Annotated in this window: 25 protein-coding genes; 11 read left to right on the forward strand and 14 right to left on the reverse strand. The window is 65.3% G+C overall.

Going from position 1 to position 24,054, the window contains the following annotated elements:
- Window positions 1-6 precede the first annotated feature (6 nt).
- On the reverse strand, window positions 7-711 hold the full coding sequence (locus ABIB78_RS08650) for an SDR family oxidoreductase (RefSeq protein ID WP_429023647.1): 705 nt from the start codon (window positions 709-711) through the stop codon (window positions 7-9).
- Between the two features lie 137 nt (window positions 712-848).
- Between ABIB78_RS08650 and ABIB78_RS08655 the strand changes: the two genes are divergently transcribed.
- Complete coding sequence (locus tag ABIB78_RS08655; protein ID WP_429023650.1) at window positions 849-1,667, forward strand: extracellular solute-binding protein; 819 nt, start codon at window positions 849-851, stop codon at window positions 1,665-1,667.
- Here the strand turns inward: ABIB78_RS08655 and ABIB78_RS08660 are convergent.
- The 3 genes from ABIB78_RS08660 to ABIB78_RS08670 all read right to left on the reverse strand — a co-directional run bounded on the left by ABIB78_RS08660 (window position 1,641) and on the right by ABIB78_RS08670 (window position 4,118).
- Window positions 1,641-2,339 carry an ABC transporter permease gene (locus ABIB78_RS08660; protein WP_429023652.1) on the reverse strand — a complete coding sequence of 233 codons (699 nt, stop codon included), beginning with the start codon at window positions 2,337-2,339 and terminating at the stop codon, window positions 1,641-1,643. The genes ABIB78_RS08655 and ABIB78_RS08660 overlap by 27 nt on opposite strands.
- A 63-nt stretch (window positions 2,340-2,402) precedes the next feature.
- Complete coding sequence (locus ABIB78_RS08665) at window positions 2,403-2,786, reverse strand: response regulator (protein ID WP_429024042.1); 384 nt, start codon at window positions 2,784-2,786, stop codon at window positions 2,403-2,405.
- Window positions 2,787-2,900: 114 nt separating this feature from the next.
- Window positions 2,901-4,118, reverse strand: a complete 1,218-nt coding sequence (locus ABIB78_RS08670) for an extensin family protein (protein ID WP_429023654.1) — start codon at window positions 4,116-4,118, stop codon at window positions 2,901-2,903.
- A gap of 423 nt (window positions 4,119-4,541) precedes the next feature.
- Between ABIB78_RS08670 and ABIB78_RS08675 the strand changes: the two genes are divergently transcribed.
- Window positions 4,542-4,718, forward strand: coding sequence for a hypothetical protein (locus ABIB78_RS08675; protein WP_429023657.1), 177 nt, complete (start codon window positions 4,542-4,544; stop codon window positions 4,716-4,718).
- A 133-nt stretch (window positions 4,719-4,851) separates the two neighbouring features.
- Here ABIB78_RS08675 and ABIB78_RS08680 read toward each other — a convergent pair whose 3' ends face one another.
- Together ABIB78_RS08680 and ABIB78_RS08685 are read right to left on the reverse strand one after the other, a co-directional pair.
- Window positions 4,852-5,271 carry a DUF2147 domain-containing protein gene (locus tag ABIB78_RS08680; protein WP_429023659.1) on the reverse strand — a complete coding sequence of 140 codons (420 nt, stop codon included), beginning with the start codon at window positions 5,269-5,271 and terminating at the stop codon, window positions 4,852-4,854.
- A gap of 212 nt (window positions 5,272-5,483) precedes the next feature.
- Entirely contained in the window at window positions 5,484-5,681 is a 198-nt protein-coding gene (locus tag ABIB78_RS08685) for a hypothetical protein (RefSeq protein ID WP_429023661.1), read from the reverse strand.
- Between the two features lie 214 nt (window positions 5,682-5,895).
- On the opposite strand from ABIB78_RS08685, the gene ABIB78_RS08690 reads away from it, so the two are divergent.
- The 5 genes from ABIB78_RS08690 to ABIB78_RS08710 all read left to right on the forward strand — a co-directional run bounded on the left by ABIB78_RS08690 (window position 5,896) and on the right by ABIB78_RS08710 (window position 11,326).
- The gene (locus ABIB78_RS08690) at window positions 5,896-6,537 is read left to right on the forward strand and encodes a DUF2147 domain-containing protein (protein WP_429023663.1); all 642 of its coding nucleotides are present in this window, start codon (window positions 5,896-5,898) and stop codon (window positions 6,535-6,537) included.
- Window positions 6,538-6,776: 239 nt separating this feature from the next.
- The gene (locus ABIB78_RS08695; protein WP_429023665.1) at window positions 6,777-7,877 is read left to right on the forward strand and encodes a helix-turn-helix domain-containing protein; all 1,101 of its coding nucleotides are present in this window, start codon (window positions 6,777-6,779) and stop codon (window positions 7,875-7,877) included.
- Between the two features lie 138 nt (window positions 7,878-8,015).
- Window positions 8,016-8,807 (forward strand): CPBP family intramembrane glutamic endopeptidase, encoded by a 792-nt coding sequence (locus tag ABIB78_RS08700; protein ID WP_429023667.1) that lies wholly within the window; start codon window positions 8,016-8,018, stop codon window positions 8,805-8,807.
- 106 nt (window positions 8,808-8,913) lie between these two features.
- Window positions 8,914-9,528, forward strand: a complete 615-nt coding sequence (locus ABIB78_RS08705; RefSeq protein ID WP_429023669.1) for an inner membrane-spanning protein YciB — start codon at window positions 8,914-8,916, stop codon at window positions 9,526-9,528.
- 265 nt (window positions 9,529-9,793) lie between these two features.
- Complete coding sequence (locus ABIB78_RS08710) at window positions 9,794-11,326, forward strand: FecR domain-containing protein (protein WP_429023670.1); 1,533 nt, start codon at window positions 9,794-9,796, stop codon at window positions 11,324-11,326.
- A gap of 109 nt (window positions 11,327-11,435) precedes the next feature.
- Here ABIB78_RS08710 and ABIB78_RS08715 read toward each other — a convergent pair whose 3' ends face one another.
- The 3 genes from ABIB78_RS08715 to ABIB78_RS08725 form a co-directional block, all read right to left on the reverse strand.
- Complete coding sequence (locus ABIB78_RS08715) at window positions 11,436-12,263, reverse strand: methyltransferase domain-containing protein (RefSeq protein ID WP_429023671.1); 828 nt, start codon at window positions 12,261-12,263, stop codon at window positions 11,436-11,438.
- A 110-nt stretch (window positions 12,264-12,373) separates the two neighbouring features.
- Window positions 12,374-12,847, reverse strand: a complete 474-nt coding sequence (locus tag ABIB78_RS08720; RefSeq protein WP_429023673.1) for a hypothetical protein — start codon at window positions 12,845-12,847, stop codon at window positions 12,374-12,376.
- A gap of 17 nt (window positions 12,848-12,864) precedes the next feature.
- Window positions 12,865-13,170 (reverse strand): nickel-binding protein, encoded by a 306-nt coding sequence (locus tag ABIB78_RS08725; RefSeq protein WP_429023675.1) that lies wholly within the window; start codon window positions 13,168-13,170, stop codon window positions 12,865-12,867.
- A gap of 166 nt (window positions 13,171-13,336) precedes the next feature.
- Here ABIB78_RS08725 and ABIB78_RS08730 point away from each other — a divergent pair, with 166 nt between their 5' ends.
- Entirely contained in the window at window positions 13,337-15,157 is a 1,821-nt protein-coding gene (locus ABIB78_RS08730; RefSeq protein ID WP_429023677.1) for a winged helix-turn-helix domain-containing protein, read from the forward strand.
- Here ABIB78_RS08730 and ABIB78_RS08735 read toward each other — a convergent pair whose 3' ends face one another.
- Window positions 15,158-16,009 (reverse strand): NUDIX domain-containing protein, encoded by an 852-nt coding sequence (locus ABIB78_RS08735; RefSeq protein WP_429023679.1) that lies wholly within the window; start codon window positions 16,007-16,009, stop codon window positions 15,158-15,160. It abuts the gene before it with no gap.
- A gap of 135 nt (window positions 16,010-16,144) precedes the next feature.
- Window positions 16,145-17,014 (reverse strand): archaetidylserine decarboxylase, encoded by an 870-nt coding sequence (gene asd / locus ABIB78_RS08740; RefSeq protein WP_429024043.1) that lies wholly within the window; start codon window positions 17,012-17,014, stop codon window positions 16,145-16,147.
- Window positions 17,015-17,048: 34 nt separating this feature from the next.
- On the opposite strand from asd, the gene ABIB78_RS08745 reads away from it, so the two are divergent.
- Window positions 17,049-18,713 carry an aminotransferase class III-fold pyridoxal phosphate-dependent enzyme gene (locus tag ABIB78_RS08745; RefSeq protein ID WP_429023681.1) on the forward strand — a complete coding sequence of 555 codons (1,665 nt, stop codon included), beginning with the start codon at window positions 17,049-17,051 and terminating at the stop codon, window positions 18,711-18,713.
- A gap of 282 nt (window positions 18,714-18,995) precedes the next feature.
- Here the strand turns inward: ABIB78_RS08745 and ABIB78_RS08750 are convergent, their stop codons facing one another.
- From ABIB78_RS08750 to ABIB78_RS08760, 3 genes are all read right to left on the reverse strand, one after another.
- Window positions 18,996-19,613, reverse strand: a complete 618-nt coding sequence (locus tag ABIB78_RS08750) for a hypothetical protein (protein WP_429023683.1) — start codon at window positions 19,611-19,613, stop codon at window positions 18,996-18,998.
- A 256-nt stretch (window positions 19,614-19,869) separates the two neighbouring features.
- Complete coding sequence (locus ABIB78_RS08755) at window positions 19,870-20,559, reverse strand: class I SAM-dependent methyltransferase (protein WP_050629930.1); 690 nt, start codon at window positions 20,557-20,559, stop codon at window positions 19,870-19,872.
- 33 nt (window positions 20,560-20,592) lie between these two features.
- Window positions 20,593-21,648 carry a glycosyltransferase family 4 protein gene (locus ABIB78_RS08760; protein ID WP_429023685.1) on the reverse strand — a complete coding sequence of 352 codons (1,056 nt, stop codon included), beginning with the start codon at window positions 21,646-21,648 and terminating at the stop codon, window positions 20,593-20,595.
- Window positions 21,649-21,786: 138 nt separating this feature from the next.
- On the opposite strand from ABIB78_RS08760, the gene ABIB78_RS08765 reads away from it, so the two are divergent.
- Together ABIB78_RS08765 and ABIB78_RS08770 are read left to right on the forward strand one after the other, a co-directional pair.
- Window positions 21,787-23,169 (forward strand): TAXI family TRAP transporter solute-binding subunit, encoded by a 1,383-nt coding sequence (locus tag ABIB78_RS08765; RefSeq protein WP_429023687.1) that lies wholly within the window; start codon window positions 21,787-21,789, stop codon window positions 23,167-23,169.
- Window positions 23,170-23,254: 85 nt separating this feature from the next.
- Entirely contained in the window at window positions 23,255-24,037 is a 783-nt protein-coding gene (locus ABIB78_RS08770; protein WP_429023689.1) for a sulfite exporter TauE/SafE family protein, read from the forward strand.
- The last annotated feature ends 17 nt before the right edge of the window (window positions 24,038-24,054 follow it).

Consider the following 24,054-nt stretch of genomic DNA (forward strand, 5'->3'; position numbering starts at 1 on the left):
AATTGGTCAGATCGAGCGCATCAAGCCACCATCGACGCGGATGTTCTGGCCGGTGATGTAGCCCGCACCGTCGGAGACGAGGAAGCTGATGGTCGCTGCGATCTCCTCCGCCTTGCCGTAGCGCTTCATCGGCACGCTGTCGCGGCGCTCCTCGGTTGCGGGAAGGCTGTCGATCCAGCCCGGCAGCACATTGTTCATGCGGACATTGTCGGCCGCGTAGCTGTCGGTGAACAGTTTTGTGAACGCGGCGAGCCCGGCGCGGAACACCGCGGAGGTCGGAAACATCGCGCTCGGCTCGAATGCCCAGGCGGTGGAGATATTGACGATCGCGCCCGACTTCTGCGCCTGCATGTGAGGTGCGACCAGACGCGTCGGACGGATCACGTTCATCAGATAGACGTCGAGACCGGTGTGCCACTGCTCATCGGTCAATTCCAGCACGCCGGCGCGCGGACCGTGGCCGGCGCTGTTGATCAGCGCATCGATACGGCCCCAGCGCGCCATCACGCCGTCGACGGCGCGCTTCAGATCATCGTTCGAACGGTTCGAGCCGGTGAAGCCGATGCCACCGAGTTCGCCGGCCAGCGCCTCGCCCTTGCCCGACGACGACAGGATCGCTACGCGAAAGCCATCGGCGGCAAGCCGGCGCGCCGCCGCCGCTCCCATGCCGCTGCCGCCTGCGGTAACGAGTGCGACCTTCTCCAAAGCCATGACCGATATCCCCATTGATGACGAACCTGGCGCAAGGTCTATCATCAGCCATCGCGCGGCGCGACATCCGGTCCGCTTTGCGTCACCGGATCAATTGAGGCATGGTGACCGCTGTCCCTGCATCAGATCCTGACCACATGACATCCCTCCTTCGACACCTCGTCACCGCGGCCGTGCTGCTGTTCGCCGGTCCCACCCTCGCGCAGACCCGCTCCATTATTGTTGCCTCGACGACATCGACCGAGCAATCCGGCCTGTTCGGCTATCTCCTGCCGCGCTTCTCGCAGGCGTCGGGCATTGCCGTGAAAGTGGTCGCGGTCGGCACCGGACAGGCGCTCGACATCGGGCGGCGCGGTGATGCCGATGTCGTGTTCGTGCACGATCGCGTGGCCGAGGACAAATTCCTGGCAGAGGGCTTTGCGACCAGGCGATACGACGTGATGTACAATGACTTCGTCATCGTCGGCCCGAAGGCCGATCCGGCGCATATCGCCGGGGACAAGGATGTCGCCGACGCCCTGCGCAAGATCGCCGCGGCGAAATCGGCCTTCATCTCGCGCGGCGACCACTCCGGAACGCACGAGGCCGAGTTGCGGCTCTGGAAAGATGCCGGCATCGATCTCGGTTCCGCAAAAGGCCAGTGGTATCGCGAGATCGGCCAGGGCATGGGTCCGGCGCTCAATATGGCAGCGGCGTCGAACGCCTATCTGCTGTCGGACCGCGGCACCTGGCTGTCGTTTCGCAATCGCGGCGAGCTTGCCGTGCTCACCGAGGGCGACCGGCGGCTGTTCAATCAGTACGGCGTGATGCTGGTCAATCCGGCGAAGCATCCGACGGTAAAGGCCGCGGACGGACAGGCCTTCATCGACTGGCTGATTTCGCCGGCCGGGCAGTCGGCCATCGCCGGCTACAAGGTCGGCGGCGAGCAGCTATTTTTCCCCAACGCCGCGCACTAGCAGAAACGCGATCGTGCTGACGCTGACGCTCAGTGCAAGCAGGATCACACCGAGGCCGAGACCGAGCGCCAGCTCGCCCTTGCTGGTCTCGAGCGCGATCGCGGTCGTCATGGTTCGCGTATAGCCGCTGATATTGCCGCCGACGATGATGATGGCACCGACCTCCGCGATGGCACGGCCGAAGGCGGCGAGGAACGCCGTGAGCAGCGAGGTGCGACCCAGCGAGAAAACCAGCGCAAGGCTGCGCAGACGGGACAGGCCGTCGGTGCGGATCAGGTCGGCATATTCCGCCCACAGCAGCGCGACCGGACGATGCACCAGCGCAACCACGATCGGCGTGGCCAGGATGATCTGCGCCACGACCATCGCCGTCGGCGTGAACAACAGGCCGGCGAAGCCCAGCGGTCCCGATCGCGACAGCAGCAGATAAAGCCCGAGCCCGACCACGACCGGCGGCAGGCCGAGACAGGCATTGGCGAGCACGATCACGATCTGCCGGCCGCGAAATCTGGATATCGCAAGCCAGCCGCCGATCGGCGCGCCGATCAGAAGCGCGAGCAAGCTTGCCAACAGGCTGACGCGCAACGACAGGGCGACGATCCCAAGCAACACCGGATCGCGATCGGCTATAAGTGATACGGCCGCCGTGATCGACTGTGCGAAGTCATTCATGCCGGCCTAGCAGCCACATTTTGTCCCGCACAACACGCGCCTCTTTGCGGAGCGATCGATCGCTCACGCCGGCGCGCCATCCTTGAGCAGCTTGGCCACGGCCGCAACCAGCTCATCGGGCGAAAACGGCTTGTTCAGCAGCACGCTGTCCGGCACGCCCCTGGTCGGCCACTCGTCACCGCCGCCGCCGGTGATGTAGAGCACCGGGAATGATGGATCGATCTCGCGGGCGCCGCGCGCCACGCGCCAGCCGTCGAGCCGGCCGAGCAGGCGGATATCGGTGACCAGCGCGCTGTATTTGGTCCGGAACGCTTTGAGCAGCGTCAACGCTTCCTCGCCCGAGCCTGCAATCGCCGGCTCATAGCCGCCGTCCCTCAGGGCATCCTCCACCATCATCTGAAGATCACGATCGTCTTCAATGACGAGAATGATCGGCGCGTCTTGCAAAGCCATCCCCCAAACAATCAGCCGGGTACGCCCCGACTCAGCGAGCCTATGCAACAAAAGTGGCTACCGTTTGCGCGGTGTCACCCAGTAAAAATACGGATATCAGACGCGTCCCTATTCGTCGGCGAATTCGTCTTCTTCGTTGACCCCCGCCTTGCCCCGCGGGGCCGGCTTTCTGCCGCCGAGCGATCCTGTGACATAAGGTTCGCGCGTTGCATAGGGGCTACGGCCGCCGGCACGCGCCGCGACCTCTTCGCCGGAGACGGCGGCAGGCTGGCAGATGAGGCGCCGGCTGGCCCGGCGCATCAGATCCACATGGATGTGGTCGTAGTGATAGACGTTGGACCCCGGCGCCAGCACCGTGGTGAATTGCTGGCAGGCGGCGGCCTGGACATCGCGCAGAAAGCCCTGCTCTTCCGGCAGGCCCTTCCAGCCGTCCTTCACGGAGATGCGGCGGCCGTCGGCGAGCGTGAAGGCCGCGATATCGAGCGCATTGCCGAAGGCGTGCTCGGAAATGTGTGCGTGCGAATTGCCGTTCATGCCGCGGCACGAATAGGCCGAGATCTGCTTGATCTCGACGACGCGTGCACCGAACCAACGTTGCGCCGCCGGCTGCACGGAATCGGCGAGCCAGCGCTCCAACACCGAGACGATCGGGCAGGCCAGCGTTGCCGCCGGCTTCACCGCGACCGGGCCGACCGTCGTCACCGGGCTGCCGGTCGACGGACCGAGCCGCTGCGGCGGTGCCGCGTCGCGGGGCTGCTGGGAATAAGGCGCAGGTGAATAAGGCGCGGCCGCGCCCTCGCGCTGCGGATTAGAGGGCAGGCCCGGATAATAAGGTCGCTCGCCGCTTGCGTCGGGCGAGCCCTCCGGCGGCAGGTCGATCTCGCCTTGCTGCGGCGGGACGCCGGGCGCCGACAGCAAGACCGGCCCGTTCGGTTGGCTGCCATAGTTCGGCTGGCCGACGGCCTGATCGGAATACGGCGCCTGCGCGGGCGGCGGGCTCGGCTGCCGATTGATCGGCCAACGCGGCTGGTTGCCGACCGACGCCGGCGGACGCAGGCTGTCGTCGGCAAATCCGTAGGCGGAGCCGGCTTCGCCGAGCGCGGCGACCTTGAGCGGGAACTCGGCGCCGCAGACACCGGGGCCGGAGATCGGATCGATGCGGACGAGGTCGGGGCTCTCCTTGACCGCGCCCGATTTCAGGCATGCCGCCTCAGCCTCGGCCCGCCACGGTTCGCGCTCGGCAGTCTGAAACAGACCGCGGCCGCAACCAGCAAGCGACACAAGGACAAGGGAGCCGACGAGATACAAACGAACTCCACGCGTCATGGCGCGGAGGTTCTGCGAATTTGATTAAAGACTCTTCAACGCATTTCGACGGATTGACTTCAGGCGTTTTTAACCATGCATTGGAACCCGGCAGGGCAACGCGCGCTACCGCATCGATCTCGTTGTGTCACCAACTGTGGCGAATGCTCTGCATCAACGTCGCAGCGAGGTAATCGCGCCGCACTGTTGTGATCGAGAATGCATTGGAGTTCGACATCCTGTGCCGGGCGTCACTCACCTTTCGATTGTATTTCTAAACACAACAATCTTACTGAGACATGACAGACGGTATCCGGACGGGTGGCCCGTCCGCAACCGGCAAGCCGTGGAATTTATTTGCAGGCGCTCCAACATCTTGATTCGGCGCCTGTTTGAGCCACGCATCGCAATGCGGCATCACGTGAGAACATCGAGCCCGACAGCATGACTGACTTTTTCGGCCGGGAACCCATTGCTAGCTTCGGTGTTAATGCGGGCAGCGTTGTGAACCGAGGGAGTTTCCCAATGGATTTCGCGAGTCCTCTGCTGAGCAAGCTGAGCATTGTGGCCGCGTACATCGCGTTAGCCTTCGTCGGCGCCATCATTCTCGGCGTGTTCTAGAACATTCGACGTGGCATGAATTCAGCGCCCGGCGGCCACCCCCGCCGGGCGCTTTGCTGTTCTGCGCCGGCCACGTGCCGCAACGAAGCGTCCGGTCCGACGGCGTTCAATCACAAGCTGAACATCCCTGCGTTCACGAGCGCGGCTTGCCCTGGGTCTGCCCCTGCGTGATCGCCCGCGCCCGCGAGTGCGAGACCCCGACCCAGTCGGCGGCGCTGCAGTAGAAGCGGCCGAGCGCGCAGGCCTCGACGCGCATCCTGTCCGCGCCCTTCAATTCGATCGTGCCGTAGTGGACGTTGCCGCTGTCCTGGTTGTAGACGCTGCCATTCCAGCGCGCGTCCTTCTTCGGCTTCACGTTGATGAGGATGGCCTCACCGAGATCGCGCGTGGTCTTGTCGAGCGCATAGCCGCACAGCGCCATGCCGCAGCGACGAACGCGCACCAGGTTGTTGGTGTCGGTCTGCCAGTCGCCGATCGGACCGTCGTCCGGTTCGTCGGGCTCGCGCGAGACATGCTCCACAGGCCGCTTCGGGCGCGCAAGTGCTGCTGGCATCGCGGCTGCCGGTGCGGGCGGCGGAGGCGGAGCTGTGATGGCCGGCGGTGGCTGGAGCGTCATCACGCGCGGCGGCGGCGCTGACGGTGGTAGTGCGGCAGCAGGCGGCACCGCGGCAGCGGGCTCATAGACGATGACCGGAGGCGGCACGGGAGGCGCAGCCGCCACAGCTGCCGGCGGCGTGCTTGCAGATGTCGTCGCGGGCGTCGGCTTCAGCGCGCGGCCGTTGCCAGCGCCGTCATCGCGTCATCGCGTCTGGGCGTGCCCGACACCGAGACGCAGGACAGCGAGCGGCAGCGCGTGGACTCGAGATGGACGCGGTGGCCGCCAATCGAAAACGAGATGCCTTCGCCGGCATGGGCGAACGGCGTGAACAGCAGCAGCGCAACGAACAGACAGAAGCGCTTCATCGAAGCCTCCAAGACATCCGATGACGCTTAAGGGCGCGGTGCTCGCGGCGCAGTGATCTCGGTCACCGAGACCGGCCATTCGGCCGCGCCCGCCAGCGTGATGCGCATCACAGAACCGGCCCCCGAGGCCGCGTAGCGTTCCGGACCAATCGATGCAACCCCGCTCAACGCCAGGGAGAACCCCAAGAAGCTCGTTGCGATCGCCGCGCTGCTGATGGCCACCACATCAGCGCATGCCGGCGGCACCGGCATCACCTTCCAGATCGACGGCCAGCGCATCCATGTCGAGGCGCCGCGCATTTGCAGCGCGCTGTCCTGCATCCGCATCTCGGCGCCGGGCTACAACGGCACGATCGGCGGCATCAGCAAGAATCTCGGCTCGAAGTCCGACGATGATGACGATGTCGCGTCGACGACCGCGCCTCCGCCTGCGCCCGCTCCGGCGCCGGCTCAGATCGCCGCGCCGCAGCCGGCCGCGCCAGTGGTCGCCACTGTCGCGCCGCCGGCTCCACCCGCTGCGCCACCGACAACAGTTGCAACCGCGGCCCCCGCGCCGGTTGACGCCGCTCCGGCTGCGCCTGCGCCGCAGCCGCAAGCCGCTCCAGTTGCCGCCGCGCCGGTACCGGCGCCGACCGGACCGATCAGCGTCTGGACCACCGAGGAGAGCAAGGGCAACGTCCGCGTCGAAGCGTGCGGCGCCAACCTTTGCGGCTATTCCGTCAAGAGCAACGAGCGCATCCTGATCAACATGACGCCCGACGGCAGCAAGTGGAGCGGCCGCATCCACGATCCCGATTCCGGCCGCAACTACGACTCGACGATCGCGATGAAGGGCCCGAATGCGATGCGCGTGTAGGGCTGCGCCTTCGGCGGCATGTTCTGCGGCGGCCAGACCTGGAAGCGGGTCAGCTAGAACGCAAGCTCGACACGACCTGATGTCCGCTGCCGCGCGAATGGCAAGCGGACAGCAGATTTTTTTGTCTCACGATCACAGTTGGTAGCTCGGACCGGCCCGACGGTCGCTTCATGTCGATCGTCGGACGCGCTATAAGAGCAGCAGTGTCGAGGTTGGGTTGAACCCGCGGGCGGCTTGCGATGGCGATGACAGCTCTTGAGCTTGGTCTCCGAGGCGCGGTGGTCGCGTTGTTCCTGGTGGTCTGCGCGGTGCTGCTGCTGCGCTACGCGGCGGTCCATCGCGCCGCTTACCTCGGCGCCGCCTTGGGTGCGGCCGGCGCGGCCTACGCGATCACGACGGCGCCGTTCTTTCCCACATGGTCGTTCGGCTGGAGCTCGCCGATCGTCGCGTTCGCGATGGGCTCTCCGGTCATTTTCTGGCTATGGGCGCGCGCGATCTTCGACGAGCATTTTGTGCTGCGGCGCTGGAATGCGGCACTATGGGCGTGCGTGGCCGGCATCGGCCTCGTGACCTACAACGGCTGGAGCAGCTGGCCCAATCTTGCCGCGGCGTGCGGCCGCCTGCTGGCGCTGGCGACGATCGCCTTCGCCGTGCTCGGGATCGTGCAAATCCCGAAGGGATGGCGCATCGCCGTGACAACGGCACGCGGCCGGATCTTGATCGCGCTGGTGGTCGGCATCGGCCTCCAGATGATGCTCGCCGCCGCGGCAGGGCTCGCCGCAATTCCGAACACCTCCATCAGCCTGAGCGGCGCACTCGGTCTTGGCGCATTTGCGCTGATGTCGATCTGGATGATGCTGTTCGATCCGCCCGAGAGCCAGCCGGCCGTGGCCGGTACAGGCTCCGGCGGCCGAGCCAGCCGGATTCCCGGATCGTTAGCACCCGACGGCCCGTCGCCCCAGGATCGCGCATCGCTCAGTCACCTCAAACATCTGATGGCAACCGAGCGGACCTATCGGCAGGAGGGGCTGACCATCGGCGTGCTGGCGGTCAAGCTCGGCATGCCGGAATACCGGCTGCGCACGCTCATCAATGACGGGCTCGGCCACCGCAACTTCAACGCCTTCCTCAACCGCTATCGGCTTGACGAGGCCAAGGCGGCGCTCGCCGATACCAGCCAGGCCGAGGTGCCGGTGCTGACGATTGCGCTCGATGCCGGGTTCCAGTCGCTGGCGCCGTTCAACCGCGCCTTCAAGGCGGACACCGGGCTGACGCCGACCGAATTTCGCCGGAGGGCGGGGCAAACGGCGGATGCGGCGGACATCGCCCGTTCGGAGTGACAATTCGCTCCTCGATTTCAGAAATCGATAGGCCGGCAGCCCCATAATCTGCCTAGCTGTGCTGTGACGACACCGCCGCCGGCCGTGCGCGTCGCGTTGCGAGGCAGCTATGTCATACAGGCCGACGGTTCACCCGCTATGACCAACTCGAGCGTCACGGACATCGATGCTTCGCCCGTCGCGGGGCGTTGGCCTGATGGCATTCTTGTTTTCGCAATGGTGCTGGCTCCTGTCGGACTGGCTATCTTGATGACCGCTGGCGGTGTCCTGGCGATCGCGTGCTGGCAGATTGTGTGGGGCCTCCCCGTTGAGCTGCCAACGCGCGCGAATCTTCAGCTCTTCGGGATGCTGTCCTATGTCGCCGGCAGTTGGATCGCGGTGGCCGCGGTCTGGTTCTGGTCGTCGCGCCGCGGGCTGCGCCGCGATGTGTTCATATTTCGTCCACTGACCCGGCCGGCCTTGGCGGCGAGCCTGGTGGGCTTCGTGGTCGCGATGTATGCGGCGCCCGCCATGACGACTTGGCTTTCTCACGTGACCGGTAGCGCCGGTCCTGGAGGAACGCGGGTCGATTTCCATGCTCCGCACTCAGCCGCTGTTTACGTCTTGCTCTTCGTGCTCACCGCCCCGCTGTGCGAGGAAATTCTCTATCGCGGATTGCTGGTTGCCTCGCTGCGCCGCATCGGCTGGAGCAAGCCCGCGATCTGGCTGGCGGGCAGCCTGCTCTTCGGAGCCAATCATGCTATTCCGCTCGGCCTTGTCTGGAGCATCGTGATGGTCGGGCTCGGCGCGATATTGTTCGCGTTGCGCTTGCGCTACGATTCCCTCACGCCGGCCTGGCTCACCCATCTTCTTTTCAACGCGCAGCCATTGCTGATCCTGCCTTTGATCAGCCGGTTCGCACCCGCGTTGCATCCCGGATATTTCTCCTGATAGCGGAGCGGCAAGATCGCCGGGATTTCAAGACGGCAAACCATCCATGCATCGCCGGCTCGGCATGCTCGCCGTGTAACCAAGGAAGCGGAGTTCGCAACGACCGATGAAGCATTTCCTCACCGCCGCCAGGCTGCTGGCGCTCGACCTGGCATCGACCTTTGTCTTTCTTGTTGTGTTCCTGTTGACCCACAACACCGCGCTTTCGGTCGGCCTCGGCATCGCGTTCGGCGTAGCGCAGATCGGCATCCAGATCGCGCGCCGGAAGCGGATCGAAACCATGGAATGGCTGAGCCTGTTCCTGGTCGTCACCGCCGGTACCGCGACGCTCCTCACGAATGACGCGCGCTTCGTGCTGTTCAAGCCGAGCGTGATCTACGCAATCGTCGGCGCCGTGATGCTGAAGCCCGGCTGGCTCAACCGCTATCTCCCCGAGGTCGCACAAACCGTCGTGCCCGACGTCGCCGTCAAGGTCGGCTACGCCTGGGCGGCCCTGATGTTCGTCTCGGCCGCCGTGAACGCATTCGTCGCGCTGACCTGCGAAATCGCGACATGGGCCCTCGTGATGCCGACCTTCGGCATCGTGAGCAAGGTCGTGGTGTTTCTCGGCGGCTTTGCCGCGATCCGCTTCACCGCCAGGCGCCGCATCCGCGCCATGCCCGAGGCCCAGCGCGAGGCCCTGCTGGCGCTCGAGGGGGCTCCGGCCACCGCCACACCGTAAGCGCAAGGGTTGCCCGGCCGCGTGTGATTGACGAAACAAGCGGGCGCGCGACGAAGCCATTTTGGCGAAGCCGCCCAACATCACCCCGCACAAGCGCGGCTGACGAAATCCCTCCCGACAGCGACCAAGCACCGCGCCTCCGGCACCGGAGCGCGGTGCTTGATCGTTTTGGTCCGCCATGACAACAAGGCAGGACCGTTCATTCGGCATTCAGCCTGACGCGGCTCAATTGCCGATCCCCACTGCCTCCCGGGAATCGATGGTGATGCGCCGCACCTTTCTCTTCGCGCTTCTGCTTGGTGTCGGCGTCATGGGTTGGCATGCAACGGCCAATGCCGCACCGGACCTGACACAGCTCGCGCAAGCGCAGCCTGTACAGGCGCCCTCGCCTGCCCCGTCGCCGAGTGCGACGCCTTCAACGCCGGCGCCTGCTGCGCCCGCTCCGGCTGCCACGCCGCAGGCCGCAGCGCCCGAGCCGATCGGCAACGTCGCGACACTGACCGGAACCGCCACGGTCACGCGCAACAACACCGCGACGCCGCTGCAGATCCGCGACGACATCTTTGCCAATGACGAGGTCGCCACGTCAGCGACCTCCTCGCTCGGCATCACCTTCAACGACGGCACCACCTTCAACCTGCGCGCCAACGCCAAGATCACGATCGACAATTACGTCTACGAAGACGGCGGCCCGCAGAACAGCGCGCTGTTCAACGTCGCCAAGGGAACGGCGGCCTTCGTCGCCGCCGCCGTCGCCAAGACCGGCGACATGAAAATCTCGACCCCGACCGCGACGCTCGGAATCCGCGGCACCACCGGCCTTGTCGAAGTGCCCGAAGGCGCCACCGCAACCAGCAACAATGTCGGCATCAAGCTCTATCCCGACGCCGACGGACATGTCGGCCGCATCGAGGTCAACGATCGCAGCGGCACCTCGCTCGGCGTGCTGACGCGCGGTGCGAGTGGTTTTGCGATTCGTCCGGGCACCGGTGGCGCGCGCTTCGCCGCGGTGCCGCTGACGATCTCGCCGCAACAGATGACGCGTGACCAGGGCTTTGTGCGCCAGGTCCACAGCGCACAGACGCTGGGCCGCCAGGTCGTGACCGAGCAGCGCGACTTCCGCCGCGCCAATCCCGATTTCCGCAGAGCCAATCCGGCAGCGCCCTATCCGAACCGCGGCCAGCCGGTGCAGCCCAATCAGCAGCGCCAGAACGGCTTGCCCGGCCAGAATCGCAATGCCCCGCAACAGCCGGGTCAGCAGAACCGTCCGGGCCAGTTGCAGCAGCCCGGTCAGCCGAACCGTCCCGGCCAGCCGCAGCGACCGGGCACGCCTGGCCGGCAAGGCTCTCAACAGCCGGGCACGCAGCAGCAAGGCGCGCAGCACGCGCTGCCCGGCCAACCCGGCGGCGCGACGCTGCCGCACGCGCCGGGCGTCCAGACGCCAGCCCGACAACGACCCGCGGGACAACAGCCCGCGCGCCAAGACCCCGCACGTCAAGGCGGTGCGACGCAGCCCGCCGGACAACAGTCGCCTGCACGTCAAGGCGGCCTGCAGCCCGGCCGCACACAGGCGCCGGGCGGCGTGCGCCAGCCGGGTCAACCGGGCGTGCCGCGACAGGGCGCGGCGCAGCCGCTGCCGCCGGCACCCGGCCAGGCGCGCCCCGGCATTCAGCAGGCTGCACCCGGCGGGCGCCCAAGCGTGCAACGGCCCGCCGTGCCGGCGCGCCCCGGCTTCCAGCAACGGCGCGCGCCGCCGCCCCGCGCGGCAAAGCCGCGGCCGAGGGACAAGCGCCAGTAACTGAGCGGTCGCATTAATTGCTCCAGCTTCTCCGACAAGCTGCCGCGAACGAGCGAATGGCGCCGGCGAGAACGCCGGCGCCGCGCTGAAATCGACGAGCAGCGGCAGATCAGCCCTGCCTGGTGATCACGGCCTCCAGATATTCGCCGGGGATGACCAGCGTGCCGTCCGTGGCGACATTGAACTGGTCCATCAAGCCGAACATGTCGGCGGCGAGCAACTGCTGCTTGACGGCATCGATCGCCCCGAAGGCTTTCAGCACCGGGCCGTAATAGGTGCGGAAGATCTCGAGGAAATGCTCGCGCGACCTGTAACGGAAATTGAAGTGCCTGCGCCTGACATCAACCGTCGCCTGCGGACCGAACAAGGCGGCGAGATGCGCCTCGGTGCCCCACAGCGCGGGCGATTTCACGCCCGGGGCCGGCGGCACATATTTGCCGATGGTCTTGAACACCTGTCCGATGAAACCCTCCGGCGTCCAGCTCGCAAGGCCGATCTTGCCGCCGATGCGGCAGACGCGGCGCAGTTCATTCGCCGCCTGCTGCTGGTCGGCGGTGAACATGACGCCGAATGTCGACAGCACGACGTCGAAGCTGGCGTCCGCAAACGGCAGCCTTTCCGCGTCCGCCTCCTGGAACGTCACCTGCAGGCGTTCTGCGGCCGCCCGCTCGCGGCCGCGCTCGAGCAGCGCCCCGACGTAGTCGGTCGAGACCACGTCGGCAAAGCGCCGCGCCGCCGCCAGCGTCGCATTGCCGTTGCCGGCGGCGACGTCGAGCACCATTTGACTGCTGCGCAGGTCGACTGCCTCGCAGAGCATCTCGCCGACGATCTGGAGCGTGGTGCCGACGATCGCGTAGTCGCCCGAGCTCCAGGTGGCTTGCTGGCGTGCCTTGACGGCGGCGAGATCGACGGTGGGCATTTCGGTCTGAACGTTCATGTGTATCTCCTTTGGAAAATATCGCGCGGCTCGCGGCGAAGCCGCTGGCTTCGCCTGAAGTCCGCGAGTTGCGCTAAGGGCGTCGTGCAATGACTTCAATGTGCTGCGAGCTAGGTGCGACGGTCGAGAAGGACCGGGATGGCAGATGCGGCAACAATGCTCCAATCCGAGCGGTGCCTGCAGCCGTGTTTGCTACGCTGAGGCGAGGCGGCGTGCTGCGCGAGAGCTGCGCCATGCTCCGGAACGACAGGTTCCTTCGCTCTGGTGAACACGGGTGAAGACAAACCCGCGATCATCAGCCCGAGGACCGCGCTTCGAATGATCGGTCGAGAGCAGCGGTTGTCGGCGTCCTTCGACCGCCGGCCGCCGGGCTCGTGCGGCATCAGGCTACTGGCCTGCCGCTCGCGGTTCGCAAGCATACCCGCAACCGATTGATTGACGATTCGACGGAAGCGCAAAAGCAAAAAGGAAAAATGCCTTCGCACCGAACCTGACACGGACTCCATGAATGAAATCGGCATAATCGTTTCCTTGATCGAGATATTGGTGGCGCTCCGGAAAATGGCTTGGCCGTGATGCGCCATGCGACGCCTCGCAGGCGTCATTCGGCTGCAATGGGCGGTTCGACGGGATCACCACGCACCACCACGGTTGTCGCGACCTTGTAGAATTCCTCGCCCGGCATGCCGACGCAGCGCGCATGCTCCCGGATCGAGTCACCGTCACGCGCCTCGTAGATGCAGAAAGTGCCAATGCGACCATCCGCCTCATGAACCACATAGCTGCGGATCCAGCGGACCCGGTCCGGCATCTGCTCGTCGCCGATCCTGGCGGACGTTGCGCCGGCGAGCTCCAGCTCGCTCATGTTTGCCCAGGCGCTCGGACGGCGAATGACATAGAGTTCCATCGAAATCTCCTCAATTGCGACTGTTGAACAGCAGGCCGCGGTGATCGCGAGCCGTGAGGAGCTATAGGCGCCCTCGACGCTGACTGTCCTTACCGCGGGCTGATTATTGTCTGATCACGGTCTAATCTTTGCCTGAACCTTTTCCGCCTTGCGCGGACTCATCAAAATGGCCTTTGCATTTGGACTGTTCGAGCTTGATGAAGCCGGCCGCGTTCTGCTGTGCGCGCGGCAAGAGGTCGCATTGCAGCCGCGTGTGTTCGATTTGCTGGTTTACCTTGTTCGCCACCGCGACCGGGTGATCTCCAAGGAAGAACTCCTCGAAGCCGTCTGGCCTGACGTTACGGTCACCGACAACTCGCTTCAGCGTGCGGTCAGTACGTTGCGCGCCGCGCTTCGCAAGGGCGGCATGGACGAGGCGATCCGAAACCTGCCGGGCAAAGGATATCGACTCCTCCTCGAGTCCGGGGTCAAGCAGCCGGAACGCATTGGCCACAACCACGTCGACGGCGCGATCGGTGCCATCGGACTTGGCCGGCGTGCAACGGCCGCACAATTATGGCTGCAGGCAGCAAACCTGTTTGAGAGCGCGGATGAAGACGGTCCGCTCAGCGCCGCTGATTTGCGCGATTGGGCGCTTGCCCTGCAATGCCTCGGCAGAGCCGCGGCGGCCATTCCGATTCTGGTTCGCGCGGTCGCCGCGCGCAGCGAGGCCGGCGATGCTGGCGGAGCCGCGGTCGACGCGATCGCGCTCTCGGGCCTGCATTTCGAGAGCGGTCAGGCCGCGATCGGAAAAGGCTGGCTCGCGCGAGCCGAAGATTGGGCCTCGAGGCTCGACGATGCTCCGACGACTGCCCTGCTGTTATGGATGAAGTCGAAACTGGCTGCATTCAATGGAGAGCCGGAACAGGCACTCGCGTTGGCCGACGCTGCCTACACTTCCGTCAGATACAAGGATGCGCTCAACATCGAAGCTCTGAGCCTGGCCTATCGCGGCTTCTATCGGCTATGCCTCGGCGACACCCATGGAGGACTGGCCGATCAGGACCATGCCGCCGCGGTTGCACTGTCCAGCACCAATCTGGACCCGATCATGGGCGGCAACCTCTACTGCAACATTCTCTGGGCAGCCCGGATGTTCGGAGACTGGGCACGGGCCGACCAGTGGACGCGGAGCTACCAGAATTTCTGCTCGGGCAGCGGCATGGAATTGACAGGTTCATGCCAGCTGCATCGCTCCGAAGTGCTCGGCATCCGGGGCTCGCTCGACGAAGCGCTGGCTCGGATTCAGGACGCGCTCGCGCGCCTGGCGAGCGATGCGCCATGGTCGATAGGCGATGCCAACCGGGTGCTGGGCGATATTCTGTCTGCGATCGGCAACGACGACGCAGCGCTCGAAGCCTACGACAGAGCCTACACGCTGGGCTGGTGCCCGGAGCCGGGCCGCGCCATGCTGTTGCTCGCAAGAGGCGAAGCGGAAGCCGCCTATGCAAGCCTCGAACGCAGTTTGATCGGCAAGACCTGGTGGACACTGCAACGCCGGGGAATCCTGCTCGCGCATCTGGCGCTGGTTGCGGCACACACGCATCGGACCGGTCGGGCAAAGGCATTGATCTGCGAGCTTTCGGGAAGCCCGGATCGCTGGCCGATGCCCTCGATCCGCGCGCTCACCAACGAAGCGCAGGCAATCCTCGCGCTCTGGCGGCAGGATGACGAAGCAGCCATGCGGCATCTCCATCTCGCCCGCCAACTGTGGTCCAGCATCGAAGGGCGGGTTCAGATCGTGCGGTTGAGGCTTCAGATTGCCAGGCTCCAACTGGAGCGCGGCGACGTTCGCGGCGCCATGGCCGAGGTCCACGCAGCGCAACTCGTGGCAAGGGACCTGGGTTCACCCAAGCTCGGTGCTGACTGCCTTGCCTTGCAGCATGACATCGACGTTTGGCAGCCGGCCAAGGCTCCGGCCATGCGACATCAAGTCATGTGCCGCTGATCATGCCGCGCGGCGCAGCCAGTCGCGCACGCGCTCGATCAGATTCTTGCGCGGAGCGGGCTCAACGGCCGAAGCAACCTGTTCGATCTCGCGCACAGGTGACGACGGCTCGTCGGACGTAGCCGCAGCCATGGCATGCGCGGTCTCGACCACCTCGCCGGCATCCGCAGCGGTATGCTCCGGCGCGATGGCGGGCTGATCCGCTTCGGCATCCACCGCCGGCGTTTCCGATAGATCAGGCGTATCGGTCATGTCCGGCATCTCGTCGGGGGCCAGGGTGCCAACGACGATCGGCGTCTCGGCACCCACGGTCATTCCAGCGACCGCAGGCGGATCGACGACCACGGGCGTGCCAGCGACCGGCTCGTCGGTGGCAAGGCGCGCGCGCCGTCGCTCCGCGGCAGCAGCCCGCAAACGTACGCGCCGCTTGCGCTCGGCGTTCGCCGCGGCCTGCAACGCGATCGGGCCGACATTCTCCAGGAACGTGCGCTCATAGCTGCGCGACAGGCGGTCGAGCGCCGCGTCGAGCGGCAGCCAGTCGACTTCCCTGATGTCGCTCATCAATTCGTGCACCGCCTTGCCGCCGGCATCCATACGCCAGTAATGCACCACCTTCGAGCGCCCGCCGGACTCGTAGACCAGTGTGCCGAGGAATTCGTGCACGTCGACGGCGTGGCCGGTTTCCTCCAGCACCTCGCGCTCGGCAGCGGCGCGCGCCGTCTCACCGTCATCGAGCTTGCCCTTCGGCAACACCCACTCATTGCGCTTGCGCAGGCGCACGACGGCGAAGTGCTGCGGAGCGTCCCGCCGCAGCACAATGCCCCCCGCCGCCAGAACAGGCGTCCGCGCCATCTCGTGTCCATCAGGTTTGCGATTTAGGATCGTCCCGCGACGATCGCCGCCATCCTAAAGCATGATCCGGAAAAGTGGAAACCGGTTTTCCGCGGAGATCATGCTCAAACAATGACCACGATCGAACAGGCGAGATCACATCACGGGTTTTCGCAGCAGCGGTTCGCCGCATTTGATGCGCGTTCCCTCCGCGACATTGTCAGAGAATTCGAAGTTGTCGGGCGCGAGAACGATGATGGTCGAGCCGTGCTCGAACCAGCCGAGTTCATCGCCCTTCTTCACATGCGCGTCACAGGGAAAATCCACCGGACCCCCGCTCTGCGCATTCAACGTGATGTCGAGGAAATGCAGGCGAAGGCTGGCCACCAGGATCGCGGCGACCGGAACCAGCGTCAGCGCTTCGCCGGTTGAAAGCTTCGCGCGGAGCACCGCGCGCTCGTTCTTGCAGAACAGACGCTCAATCCGCTTCAGCGCGATCGGATTGACGTTCCAGACGTCGCCATGAATGAACGTGACGTTGTCGATCGTGAGGTCGTAGGGCGCGTGGAAGCGGTGATACATGCTCGAGGTCAGCCGCAGCGTGACGAAGCGGCCGTTCCGGTGCTGCTCCACCAGCGCGGGATCGCCGACCAGATCGAGCAGCGAATACGGCGCGCCCTTGACCTGGAACAATTGCCCGTCCTCGATCCGGCCATGCGCGCCGACGATCGCATCCGACGGGCTCGCGATGATGGCGGGGTCGGCCGCCGCCGGGCGCAGGCCGGGCTTCAGCTCGCGGGTGAAGCAGTCATGCAGGCTCCTGAACTCGGTCTTCTTCGCCTCCGACAGATCGAGATCGGAAAACAGCTTCCAGCAGGCGATCGAGGCGTCGCGCACCAGGGGATTTTCGACCTTGGAAAACCAGCCCATTAAGCGGGTGGCCGCCGCCCGCGGAATCCGGTTGGTTAGCAGGAAATTGAGGTCCTCCTGCTGGGTGAATGCCGAGATCAGGCCCTTGACCGTCATGAATCTGTTAGGTGCCGAGGCTAGCGCTTCTGTCATGGAAACATCCCTTCCGATTCTCTCGCTGTCCGCCGCCGCCCTTGCCGGCGCCGCCGCAGCTTTCCCCAAAATTCAGGCCCGCCTCGCGCTGTCGCGTGCCAAGCACCGCTCGCTGACCGGACATTCCAAGATGTCCAAGATGGTCGCGCGCATGGTGCCGCACTACGAATTCGACATCGACGACTTCTTCCGCTCCGACGGCGCGCCCTCCGAGGTCGCGATGCAGCGCCAGGACGGCTTCTTCCGCCTCGCCGGCCTCTACGGGGGTCGCTACCCCAAGGGCCGCGCGCTCACCGCAGAGGTGACGGAACGCATCTCCGACCTGCAGTTCACCGAAACCTACCGCGTGCCGTTCCAGTACAGCCGCCTGGTGCGCGAACATCTCGGCACCTCGGCCTTCGTCGAGGCCTCCAGCGGCGTCACCGTGACCGACGTCGACGGCAATGTGTGCTACGATCTGACCGGCTCCTACGGGGTCAACATCTTCGGCAACGACTTCTACAAGGAGTGCATCGCCGAGGGTGAGAAGCGGGCGCGCGCACTCGGCCCCGTGCTCGGCCCCTATCACCCTGTTATCACCGACAACGTCAAACGGCTCTGCGAGCTCTCCGGCCTTGACGAGGTCTCGTTCCACATGTCCGGGACCGAAGCCGTGATGCAGGCGGTGCGGCTCGCGCGCTACCACACCAAACGGACGTACCTGGTTCGTTTCGCCGGCAGCTATCATGGCTGGTGGGGCGAGGTGCAGCCCGGCGTCGGCAATCCGGTATCGCCGCACGAGACCTACACGCTCGCCGACATGTCGGAGAAGACGCTGCACGTGCTGCGCACCCGCAGGGACGTCGCCTGCGTGCTGGTCAACCCGCTGCAGGCGCTGCATCCGAATTCCAACGCGCCCGGCGATTCCGCGCTGGTCGACTCTTCCCGCTCCTCGCGTTACGACCGGGCCGCCTACACCGAGTGGCTGAAAAAGCTGCGCGAGGTCTGTACCGAGCGCGGCATCGTGCTGATCTTCGACGAAGTATTCGTCGGCTTCCGCCTCGCCGCCGGCGGCGCCCAGGAATATTTCGGCGTCAAGGCCGACATGGCGACCTACGGCAAGAGCCTTGCCGGCGGCCTGCCGGTCGGCGTGGTTTGCGGCCGCAAGGACCTGATGCGCCGCTTCCGCGACGACCGTCCGGCCGACATCTGCTTTGCCCGCGGCACCTTCAACTCGCATCCCTATGTGATGACGGCGATGGACGAGTTCCTGAGCCGGCTCGCCAGCCCGAACTTCCGCTCGATCTACAACGGGCTGGACGAGACCTGGAACGGCCGCGCCAAGGCGCTCAATGACCGCCTCATCGCGCAAGACCTGCCGGTTCGCGTCGGCAACCTCTCGTCGATCTGGACGGTTTATTACACCGAGCCATCCCGCTACAATTGGATGCTGCAATACTATCTGCGGGCCGAGGGACTGGCGCTGAGCTGGGTCGGCACCGGCCGCCTGATCTTCACCCTGAATTACACCGACGCCGACTTCGCCGAGGTCACCGATCGATTCGTTGCGGCCTGCGAGAAGATGAAGCGCGACGGCTGGTGGTGGCACAAGGCCGGCCTCACCAACAAGAACATCAAGCGCCAGATCCTGAAGGAGATGGTCGCCGTGAGGTTCAAGCGCTGAGATAGCGCGCCGGCCCTCTGCTCCCTCGCCCCGCGCTTGCGGGGAGAGGGTTGGAGTGAGGGGCTGCATCCGCGAAATCGGTAGCAGACGGACTCGCGGTGAGCCCCCCTCACCCGGATCGCATCTATCGATGCGATCCGACCTCTCCCCGCAAGCGGGGCGAGGCGAGGTGCGCGCGCAGTTGAAAGCGCTCAACAAGTGATTATCCGCCGTAGCCCTTGAGACGTAGATGCCCGGGACAAGCCCGGGCATGACGCGGTTTGAAGACGCTGGGATCAACGATCAGGCGTGCTTGACGTGCTTCTCGAGACCCGGATCGATCAGCTCGCCCTTCATCAGGAACAGCGGCGCCTTGTGATAGAGCTTCAGGTCGTGGAAGGGGTCGGTGACGATCTTGGTCATCCAGACCAGCCCGGTCTCGATGTCGCGGATGAAGAACAGGTGGATGGTGCGGAACAGCAGACCGCCGATGCCGACCGCGAGCCAGACCTTGGCGACCTGACGGGTGAAGTCGCCCATCGTGACCCAGGGCTTGAACAGGCCGAACAGCGTCGGATCGAAGTACAGCACCATCGGCGAAAGCGCCCAGATCGCCATCAGCACGACCTTGCGCTGCAGATTGTAGCCGACCTTGATGTCTTCCTTGTGCTCATGGGTCGCCTGGTTGACGTGGTCATAGCCCTTCGGCTCGAAGAAGAAGTGACCGGCCTGGCGGGAGGTCATCGAGACCAGCCAGCCAACCAGTGCCGACACGACCGGATCGAAGAACAGCATCACATAGGCAAACAGGAAGCTCAGCGCGCTGACGAAGTGCAGGCTCTGGTTGATCCGGCTGTGATGGTAGAAGCGATGGTCATCCCAACGCTGGGTACGCAGCTCTTGCAGAAAGTTCTTGATCATTGGTTCCCCCAACATCTTTCGGGACAGGATTTACAGGGATTCGATGTATCGCGTGTGACATCATCATAATGACATATGACAATGCGAAGCGACGCCTTGACGCAACCGGAGAAGGGTTTCGCCTCATCCCGAACAGGTTTGCGGGGATGAGGCGGAGGAGATCGTAGCCTCCCGGTCTAGGGCGCGCTGTGCGCGACCTCACCCGGGAAGATCGAGGCTAGGGTTGCCTCAGGCGGCCCCTTTTACGCGGCCCCTCTTACGCGGCCTTGGCGACGTCGGCCTTGCGGAAGCGGACCAGGGAGAAATGACCGAGCGGCGGGATCAGGCGGCGTTCGGCGAGTTCCATGCCGCGCGCGCCCGCCAGCCACTTGGTGTAGCGCGACCAGGCGAATTCGGCGGTCCGGAACCCCAGCGGGCGCACCACCGGCTGCAGCTTCTGCTCGATGAAGCGGCGGACGCCGGCATCGGCGCTGACGCGGGTCAGGATGATCAGTTCGCCGCCCGGACGCACCACGCGGGCGAACTCGTCGAGCGCGGCTTCCGGATTCGGCACCGCCGACAGCACGTACTGCGCCATCACGACGTCGAACGAATTGTCGGGGAATTCGAGCTTCTCGGCGTCCATCACCGCGAGGCCCTCGACATTCTTCAGGCCCTGCTCGGTGACCCGCTTCTTGGCCTTCTCCAGCATCGCCTCGGAGATGTCGGTGCCGAAGATGCGGACATTCTGGCTATAGAGCGGCAGCGAGATGCCGGTGCCGACGCCGACCTCGAGCACGCGGCCGCCGATCTTGTTGGTGGCCTGGATCGCAGCCTGCCGGCCCTTGCTGAACACGCCGCCGAACACGAGGTCGTAGATCGGGGCCCAGCGATCATAGGCCTGTTCGACCGTCTCGCGGTCGAAGTCCATGGAACGGTCGGCGCCCAGCTTGATGATTTCAGCCATAGAGAGTCTCTCGTCTTTCGTTCGATTGAGCTGTTAATTCGGAACCGCACTGCGGCCGGCAACGCGACGGGCGGGCCGCGGCGCGCGGCTCGGCTGCAACGTGGCCAGATTGCCGATGAACTGACGCGCACTGTTTTCCCAGGAACGCTCCAACGCAAAATTGCGGCAATCCGCGCGCGACATTGTCAGCGCGCGCAGGCAGGCGCTGCGCAGGTCATTGTCGATCGCGCCGATCGGATGATCTGCGATGACATCCTTCGGACCGGTGACCGGGAACGCCGCCACCGGCGTGCCGCAGGCCAGCGCCTCGAGCTGCACGACGCCGAAGGTGTCGGTCAGGCTCGGGAACACGAAGACATCGGCTGCGGCGAGGTGCGAGGTCAAATCCTGGCCCTTCTTCTCGCCAAGGAAAATCGCGTCGGGATATTTCTGTTCCAACGCCGCCCTTTGCGGGCCGTCGCCGACCACGACTTTGGAGCCCGGCAGGTCCAGCGACAGGAAGCCGTCGAGGTTCTTCTCCACCGCGACACGGCCCATCGTCATGAAGATCGGCCGCGGCAGATCGAGCAGGGCCGGCTGATCCGGATTGAAGATCCTGGTGTCGACGCCGCGGGTCCAGAAGCCGAGCCTGCGGAAGCCGCGCTCGGCAAGCTCGGTGCGCAGCGAGTCGGTCGCGACCATCGTCATCGAACCGGCCGCGTGGAAGTGGCGCAGCACGGCATAGCCGACGCTGTCGGGAATGCCGGTACGCACTGAAACATATTCGGGGAAGCGCGTTGTATAGGAGGTGGTGAAGGCGAGCTTGTTGCGCTGGCAATAACCGCGCACCGCCCAGCCGATCGGCCCTTCGGTCGCGACGTGGATCGCCTCGGGCGCGGCCTCCTCGATCCGGCGCGCGATCTCGCGCCGGTTCGGCAGCGCCATCCTCAGGCCCGGATAGGTCGGCACGCCGACCGAGCGGAAGCCGTCGGGGGTGAGGAATTCGATCTCGGCCCCGAGGGTCGCGGCGCTGCGCGCAAGCGACGTCAGCGTCCGGACCACGCCGTTGACTTGCGGATGCCAGGCATCGGTCGCAACGAGTATGCGCATCGCAGGAGATCCAAATCGTTAATCTTGATTCTGCTCGCACGACGTTCTGACATGGATGTTTCAAACGTATGACGTCATCGAAATGTTAGGTTGTTTTTCACGGCAAACCGCCGGTTTCTCGTGTAAGATGACAACCAGATGTCAGAGCAAAGTGAAAATCCCGGCCCCACGCGCCGCAGGCTCAGACGGCGAAACTCGTCGCTGCTGATCCTTGCGGCCGGCATCCTTGTGTTCGGTCTCGCCGCCGGCGCGCTGTATTACGCGCTGCGTCCGGTGACGCTCTCGATCGCGGTCGGCCCGACCGGCAGTGACGACGTCAAGCTGATCCAGGGCTTCGCGCAGGCCTTTGCGCACGACGGCAGTTCGGTGCGATTGAAGCCGGTCACGACGCAGGGCGCCGCTGAAAGCATCGCGCTGTTCACGGCGAACAAGGTCGACCTCGCGGTGGTGCGCGGCGATCTCGATCTGCCCGCGAGTGCCGAGTCGGTTGCGATCCTGCGCAAGAATGTCGTGGTGCTGTGGGCGCCCTCGGGCGCGAAGGGCAAGCGGCGCGCCGCGAAGATCAAGAGCATCGACGATCTCGCCGGGCACAAGGTCGGCGTGGTCGGCAGCACCCAGGCCAACGTCACGCTGCTGCGCGTGATCCTGACCGAGTCCGGCGTCAACCCCGACAAGGTCACGGTCAGCCAGTTCGCCGTCAACAAGATCGCCGACCTCGCGCGCGATCCCTCGCTCGACGCCTACATGACTGTCGGTCCGCTCGACAGCAAAATCACGTCCGAGGCGATCGCGGCGACGGCGGCGGCGCGCGGCGAGCCGAAATTCCTTCCGATCGACGTTTCGGAAGCGATTGCGCAAAAACATCCGCGATACGAATCCGAGGAGATCGCGGGCAGCATCTTCTCGTCGTCGCCGGCGCGCCCCGAAGACAAGGTCGAGACCGTCAGCGTCAATCACCTCGTCATCGCGCAGCATGCGCTGGAGGAAGCCACCGTCGGCGCACTCGACCGGCAATTGTTCACGCTGCGGCTCCAGGTCGCGCGCGACCTGCCGGCGGCGGCCAAGATCGAGAAGCCGGACACCGACAAGGATGCCGCGCTGCCGGCGCATCAGGGCGCGGCCGCCTATATCGACGGCACCGAGCGCACCTTCCTCGAAAAATACTCCGACTACATCTGGGGCGGCATCCTGCTGATCTCCGGCCTCGGCTCGGCCGGCGCCTGGTTGCGCCACTACATGAAGCGCGACGAGCGTGAGCACTACATCACCCACCGCGACAATCTGCTGATGCTGATCTCGCGGGCGCGCGGCGCCGAGACGCCGGAACAGCTCGCGGCGATGCAGGGCGATGCGGATGCGCTATTGCGCGAGGCGCTCGATTGCTACGACGACGGCGCGATCGAGGAAGGCGACCTCTCGGTGATCGGGCTGACGCTCGAGCAATTCCATCACGCCGTCTCCGACCGCCGCGCCGTGATCAACGGCGACAGGCCGGGCCTGCCGAGGATGCGCGCAAGCTAGCCCGCTCGGGCACACCAATTCTATTGCACCGAGAGCAATGTTTGGATTGCGCCTGCATGCGTACGCCCCCATGCTGCGCCACGCAATGATCGCATCCCTCATCGCAGACCTGCCCTCGGCGTTCGTGCTCGCGGTCGCCCTGGCCGGAGTCTTCCTGATCTCCTTCATGAAGGGCGCGTTCGGCGGCGGCTTTGCCATCGTCGGCATTCCGCTGCTCTCGCTGGCGATGGACCCCATTGCGGCCGGCGCGCTGCTTGCGCCACTGTTCATCGTCATGGACCTTACGGCGCTGCGTTTCTGGCGCCCGAGCACGTGGTCGCGCGTCGACCTCGCGATGCTGCTGCCGGCGCTCGTGGCCGGCATCGTGCTTGGCTATTTCGCGCTGCGCGATCTCGACCGGCATGCCGTCGAGATCGTGATGGGCGTGGTGACGCTGGCGTTCGCCGCGCTGTGGTTTGTCGGCGGCGGCGAGATCAAGCCGCGGCCGCGCTCGACGGTCAAGGCGACGCTCGCCGGCCTCGCCTCCGGCGTCACCACAATGGTTGCCCATTCGGGCGGACCACCCCTTGCGATGTACCTGCTGCCGCTCGGCATGCCGAAGGCGCTTTACGCCGGCACCACCAGCCTGTTCTTCACGGTCGGCAATTTGCTGAAGGCCGGCCCGTGGCTCGTGCTCGCGACACCCTCGAGAAGCCTGTGGTTATTAATGGCGCTGTGCCTGCCAGCGGTGCCCGCCGGCGTCTGGGCCGGATGGCGGCTGCACGAACGCCTCGACCAGCGCGCGCTGTACCGCGCCTGCTACGCCATTCTCGTGATCACCGCGGCAAAGCTGCTGTGGGACGGACTGGCCGGATACATCCGGTCTTGAGCACCGACGTCGCTCCT

Source organism: Bradyrhizobium sp. I1.14.4, assembly GCF_050435825.1.
Classification (GTDB): Bacteria; Pseudomonadota; Alphaproteobacteria; order Rhizobiales; family Xanthobacteraceae; genus Bradyrhizobium.

Bases quoted from the DNA above. Each gene is read 5' to 3' on its own strand.
- ABIB78_RS08650 (WP_429023647.1), bottom strand. From the start codon at position 711: ATGGCTTTGGAGAAGGTCGCACTCGTTACCGCAGGCGGCAGCGGCATG.
- ABIB78_RS08655 (WP_429023650.1), top strand. From the start codon at position 849: ATGACATCCCTCCTTCGACACCTCGTCACCGCGGCCGTGCTGCTGTTC.
- ABIB78_RS08660 (WP_429023652.1), bottom strand. From the start codon at position 2,339: ATGAATGACTTCGCACAGTCGATCACGGCGGCCGTATCACTTATAGCC.
- ABIB78_RS08670 (WP_429023654.1), bottom strand. From the start codon at position 4,118: ATGACGCGTGGAGTTCGTTTGTATCTCGTCGGCTCCCTTGTCCTTGTG.
- ABIB78_RS08675 (WP_429023657.1), top strand. From the start codon at position 4,542: ATGACTGACTTTTTCGGCCGGGAACCCATTGCTAGCTTCGGTGTTAAT.
- ABIB78_RS08680 (WP_429023659.1), bottom strand. From the start codon at position 5,271: ATGCCAGCAGCACTTGCGCGCCCGAAGCGGCCTGTGGAGCATGTCTCG.
- ABIB78_RS08685 (WP_429023661.1), bottom strand. From the start codon at position 5,681: ATGAAGCGCTTCTGTCTGTTCGTTGCGCTGCTGCTGTTCACGCCGTTC.
- ABIB78_RS08690 (WP_429023663.1), top strand. From the start codon at position 5,896: ATGGCCACCACATCAGCGCATGCCGGCGGCACCGGCATCACCTTCCAG.
- ABIB78_RS08695 (WP_429023665.1), top strand. From the start codon at position 6,777: ATGGCGATGACAGCTCTTGAGCTTGGTCTCCGAGGCGCGGTGGTCGCG.
- ABIB78_RS08700 (WP_429023667.1), top strand. From the start codon at position 8,016: ATGACCAACTCGAGCGTCACGGACATCGATGCTTCGCCCGTCGCGGGG.
- ABIB78_RS08705 (WP_429023669.1), top strand. From the start codon at position 8,914: ATGAAGCATTTCCTCACCGCCGCCAGGCTGCTGGCGCTCGACCTGGCA.
- ABIB78_RS08710 (WP_429023670.1), top strand. From the start codon at position 9,794: ATGCGCCGCACCTTTCTCTTCGCGCTTCTGCTTGGTGTCGGCGTCATG.
- ABIB78_RS08715 (WP_429023671.1), bottom strand. From the start codon at position 12,263: ATGAACGTTCAGACCGAAATGCCCACCGTCGATCTCGCCGCCGTCAAG.
- ABIB78_RS08720 (WP_429023673.1), bottom strand. From the start codon at position 12,847: ATGGCGCATCACGGCCAAGCCATTTTCCGGAGCGCCACCAATATCTCG.
- ABIB78_RS08725 (WP_429023675.1), bottom strand. From the start codon at position 13,170: ATGGAACTCTATGTCATTCGCCGTCCGAGCGCCTGGGCAAACATGAGC.
- ABIB78_RS08730 (WP_429023677.1), top strand. From the start codon at position 13,337: ATGGCCTTTGCATTTGGACTGTTCGAGCTTGATGAAGCCGGCCGCGTT.
- ABIB78_RS08735 (WP_429023679.1), bottom strand. From the start codon at position 16,009: ATGGCGCGGACGCCTGTTCTGGCGGCGGGGGGCATTGTGCTGCGGCGG.
- asd (WP_429024043.1), bottom strand. From the start codon at position 17,014: ATGACGGTCAAGGGCCTGATCTCGGCATTCACCCAGCAGGAGGACCTC.
- ABIB78_RS08745 (WP_429023681.1), top strand. From the start codon at position 17,049: ATGGAAACATCCCTTCCGATTCTCTCGCTGTCCGCCGCCGCCCTTGCC.
- ABIB78_RS08750 (WP_429023683.1), bottom strand. From the start codon at position 19,613: ATGATCAAGAACTTTCTGCAAGAGCTGCGTACCCAGCGTTGGGATGAC.
- ABIB78_RS08755 (WP_050629930.1), bottom strand. From the start codon at position 20,559: ATGGCTGAAATCATCAAGCTGGGCGCCGACCGTTCCATGGACTTCGAC.
- ABIB78_RS08760 (WP_429023685.1), bottom strand. From the start codon at position 21,648: ATGCGCATACTCGTTGCGACCGATGCCTGGCATCCGCAAGTCAACGGC.
- ABIB78_RS08765 (WP_429023687.1), top strand. From the start codon at position 21,787: ATGTCAGAGCAAAGTGAAAATCCCGGCCCCACGCGCCGCAGGCTCAGA.
- ABIB78_RS08770 (WP_429023689.1), top strand. From the start codon at position 23,255: ATGATCGCATCCCTCATCGCAGACCTGCCCTCGGCGTTCGTGCTCGCG.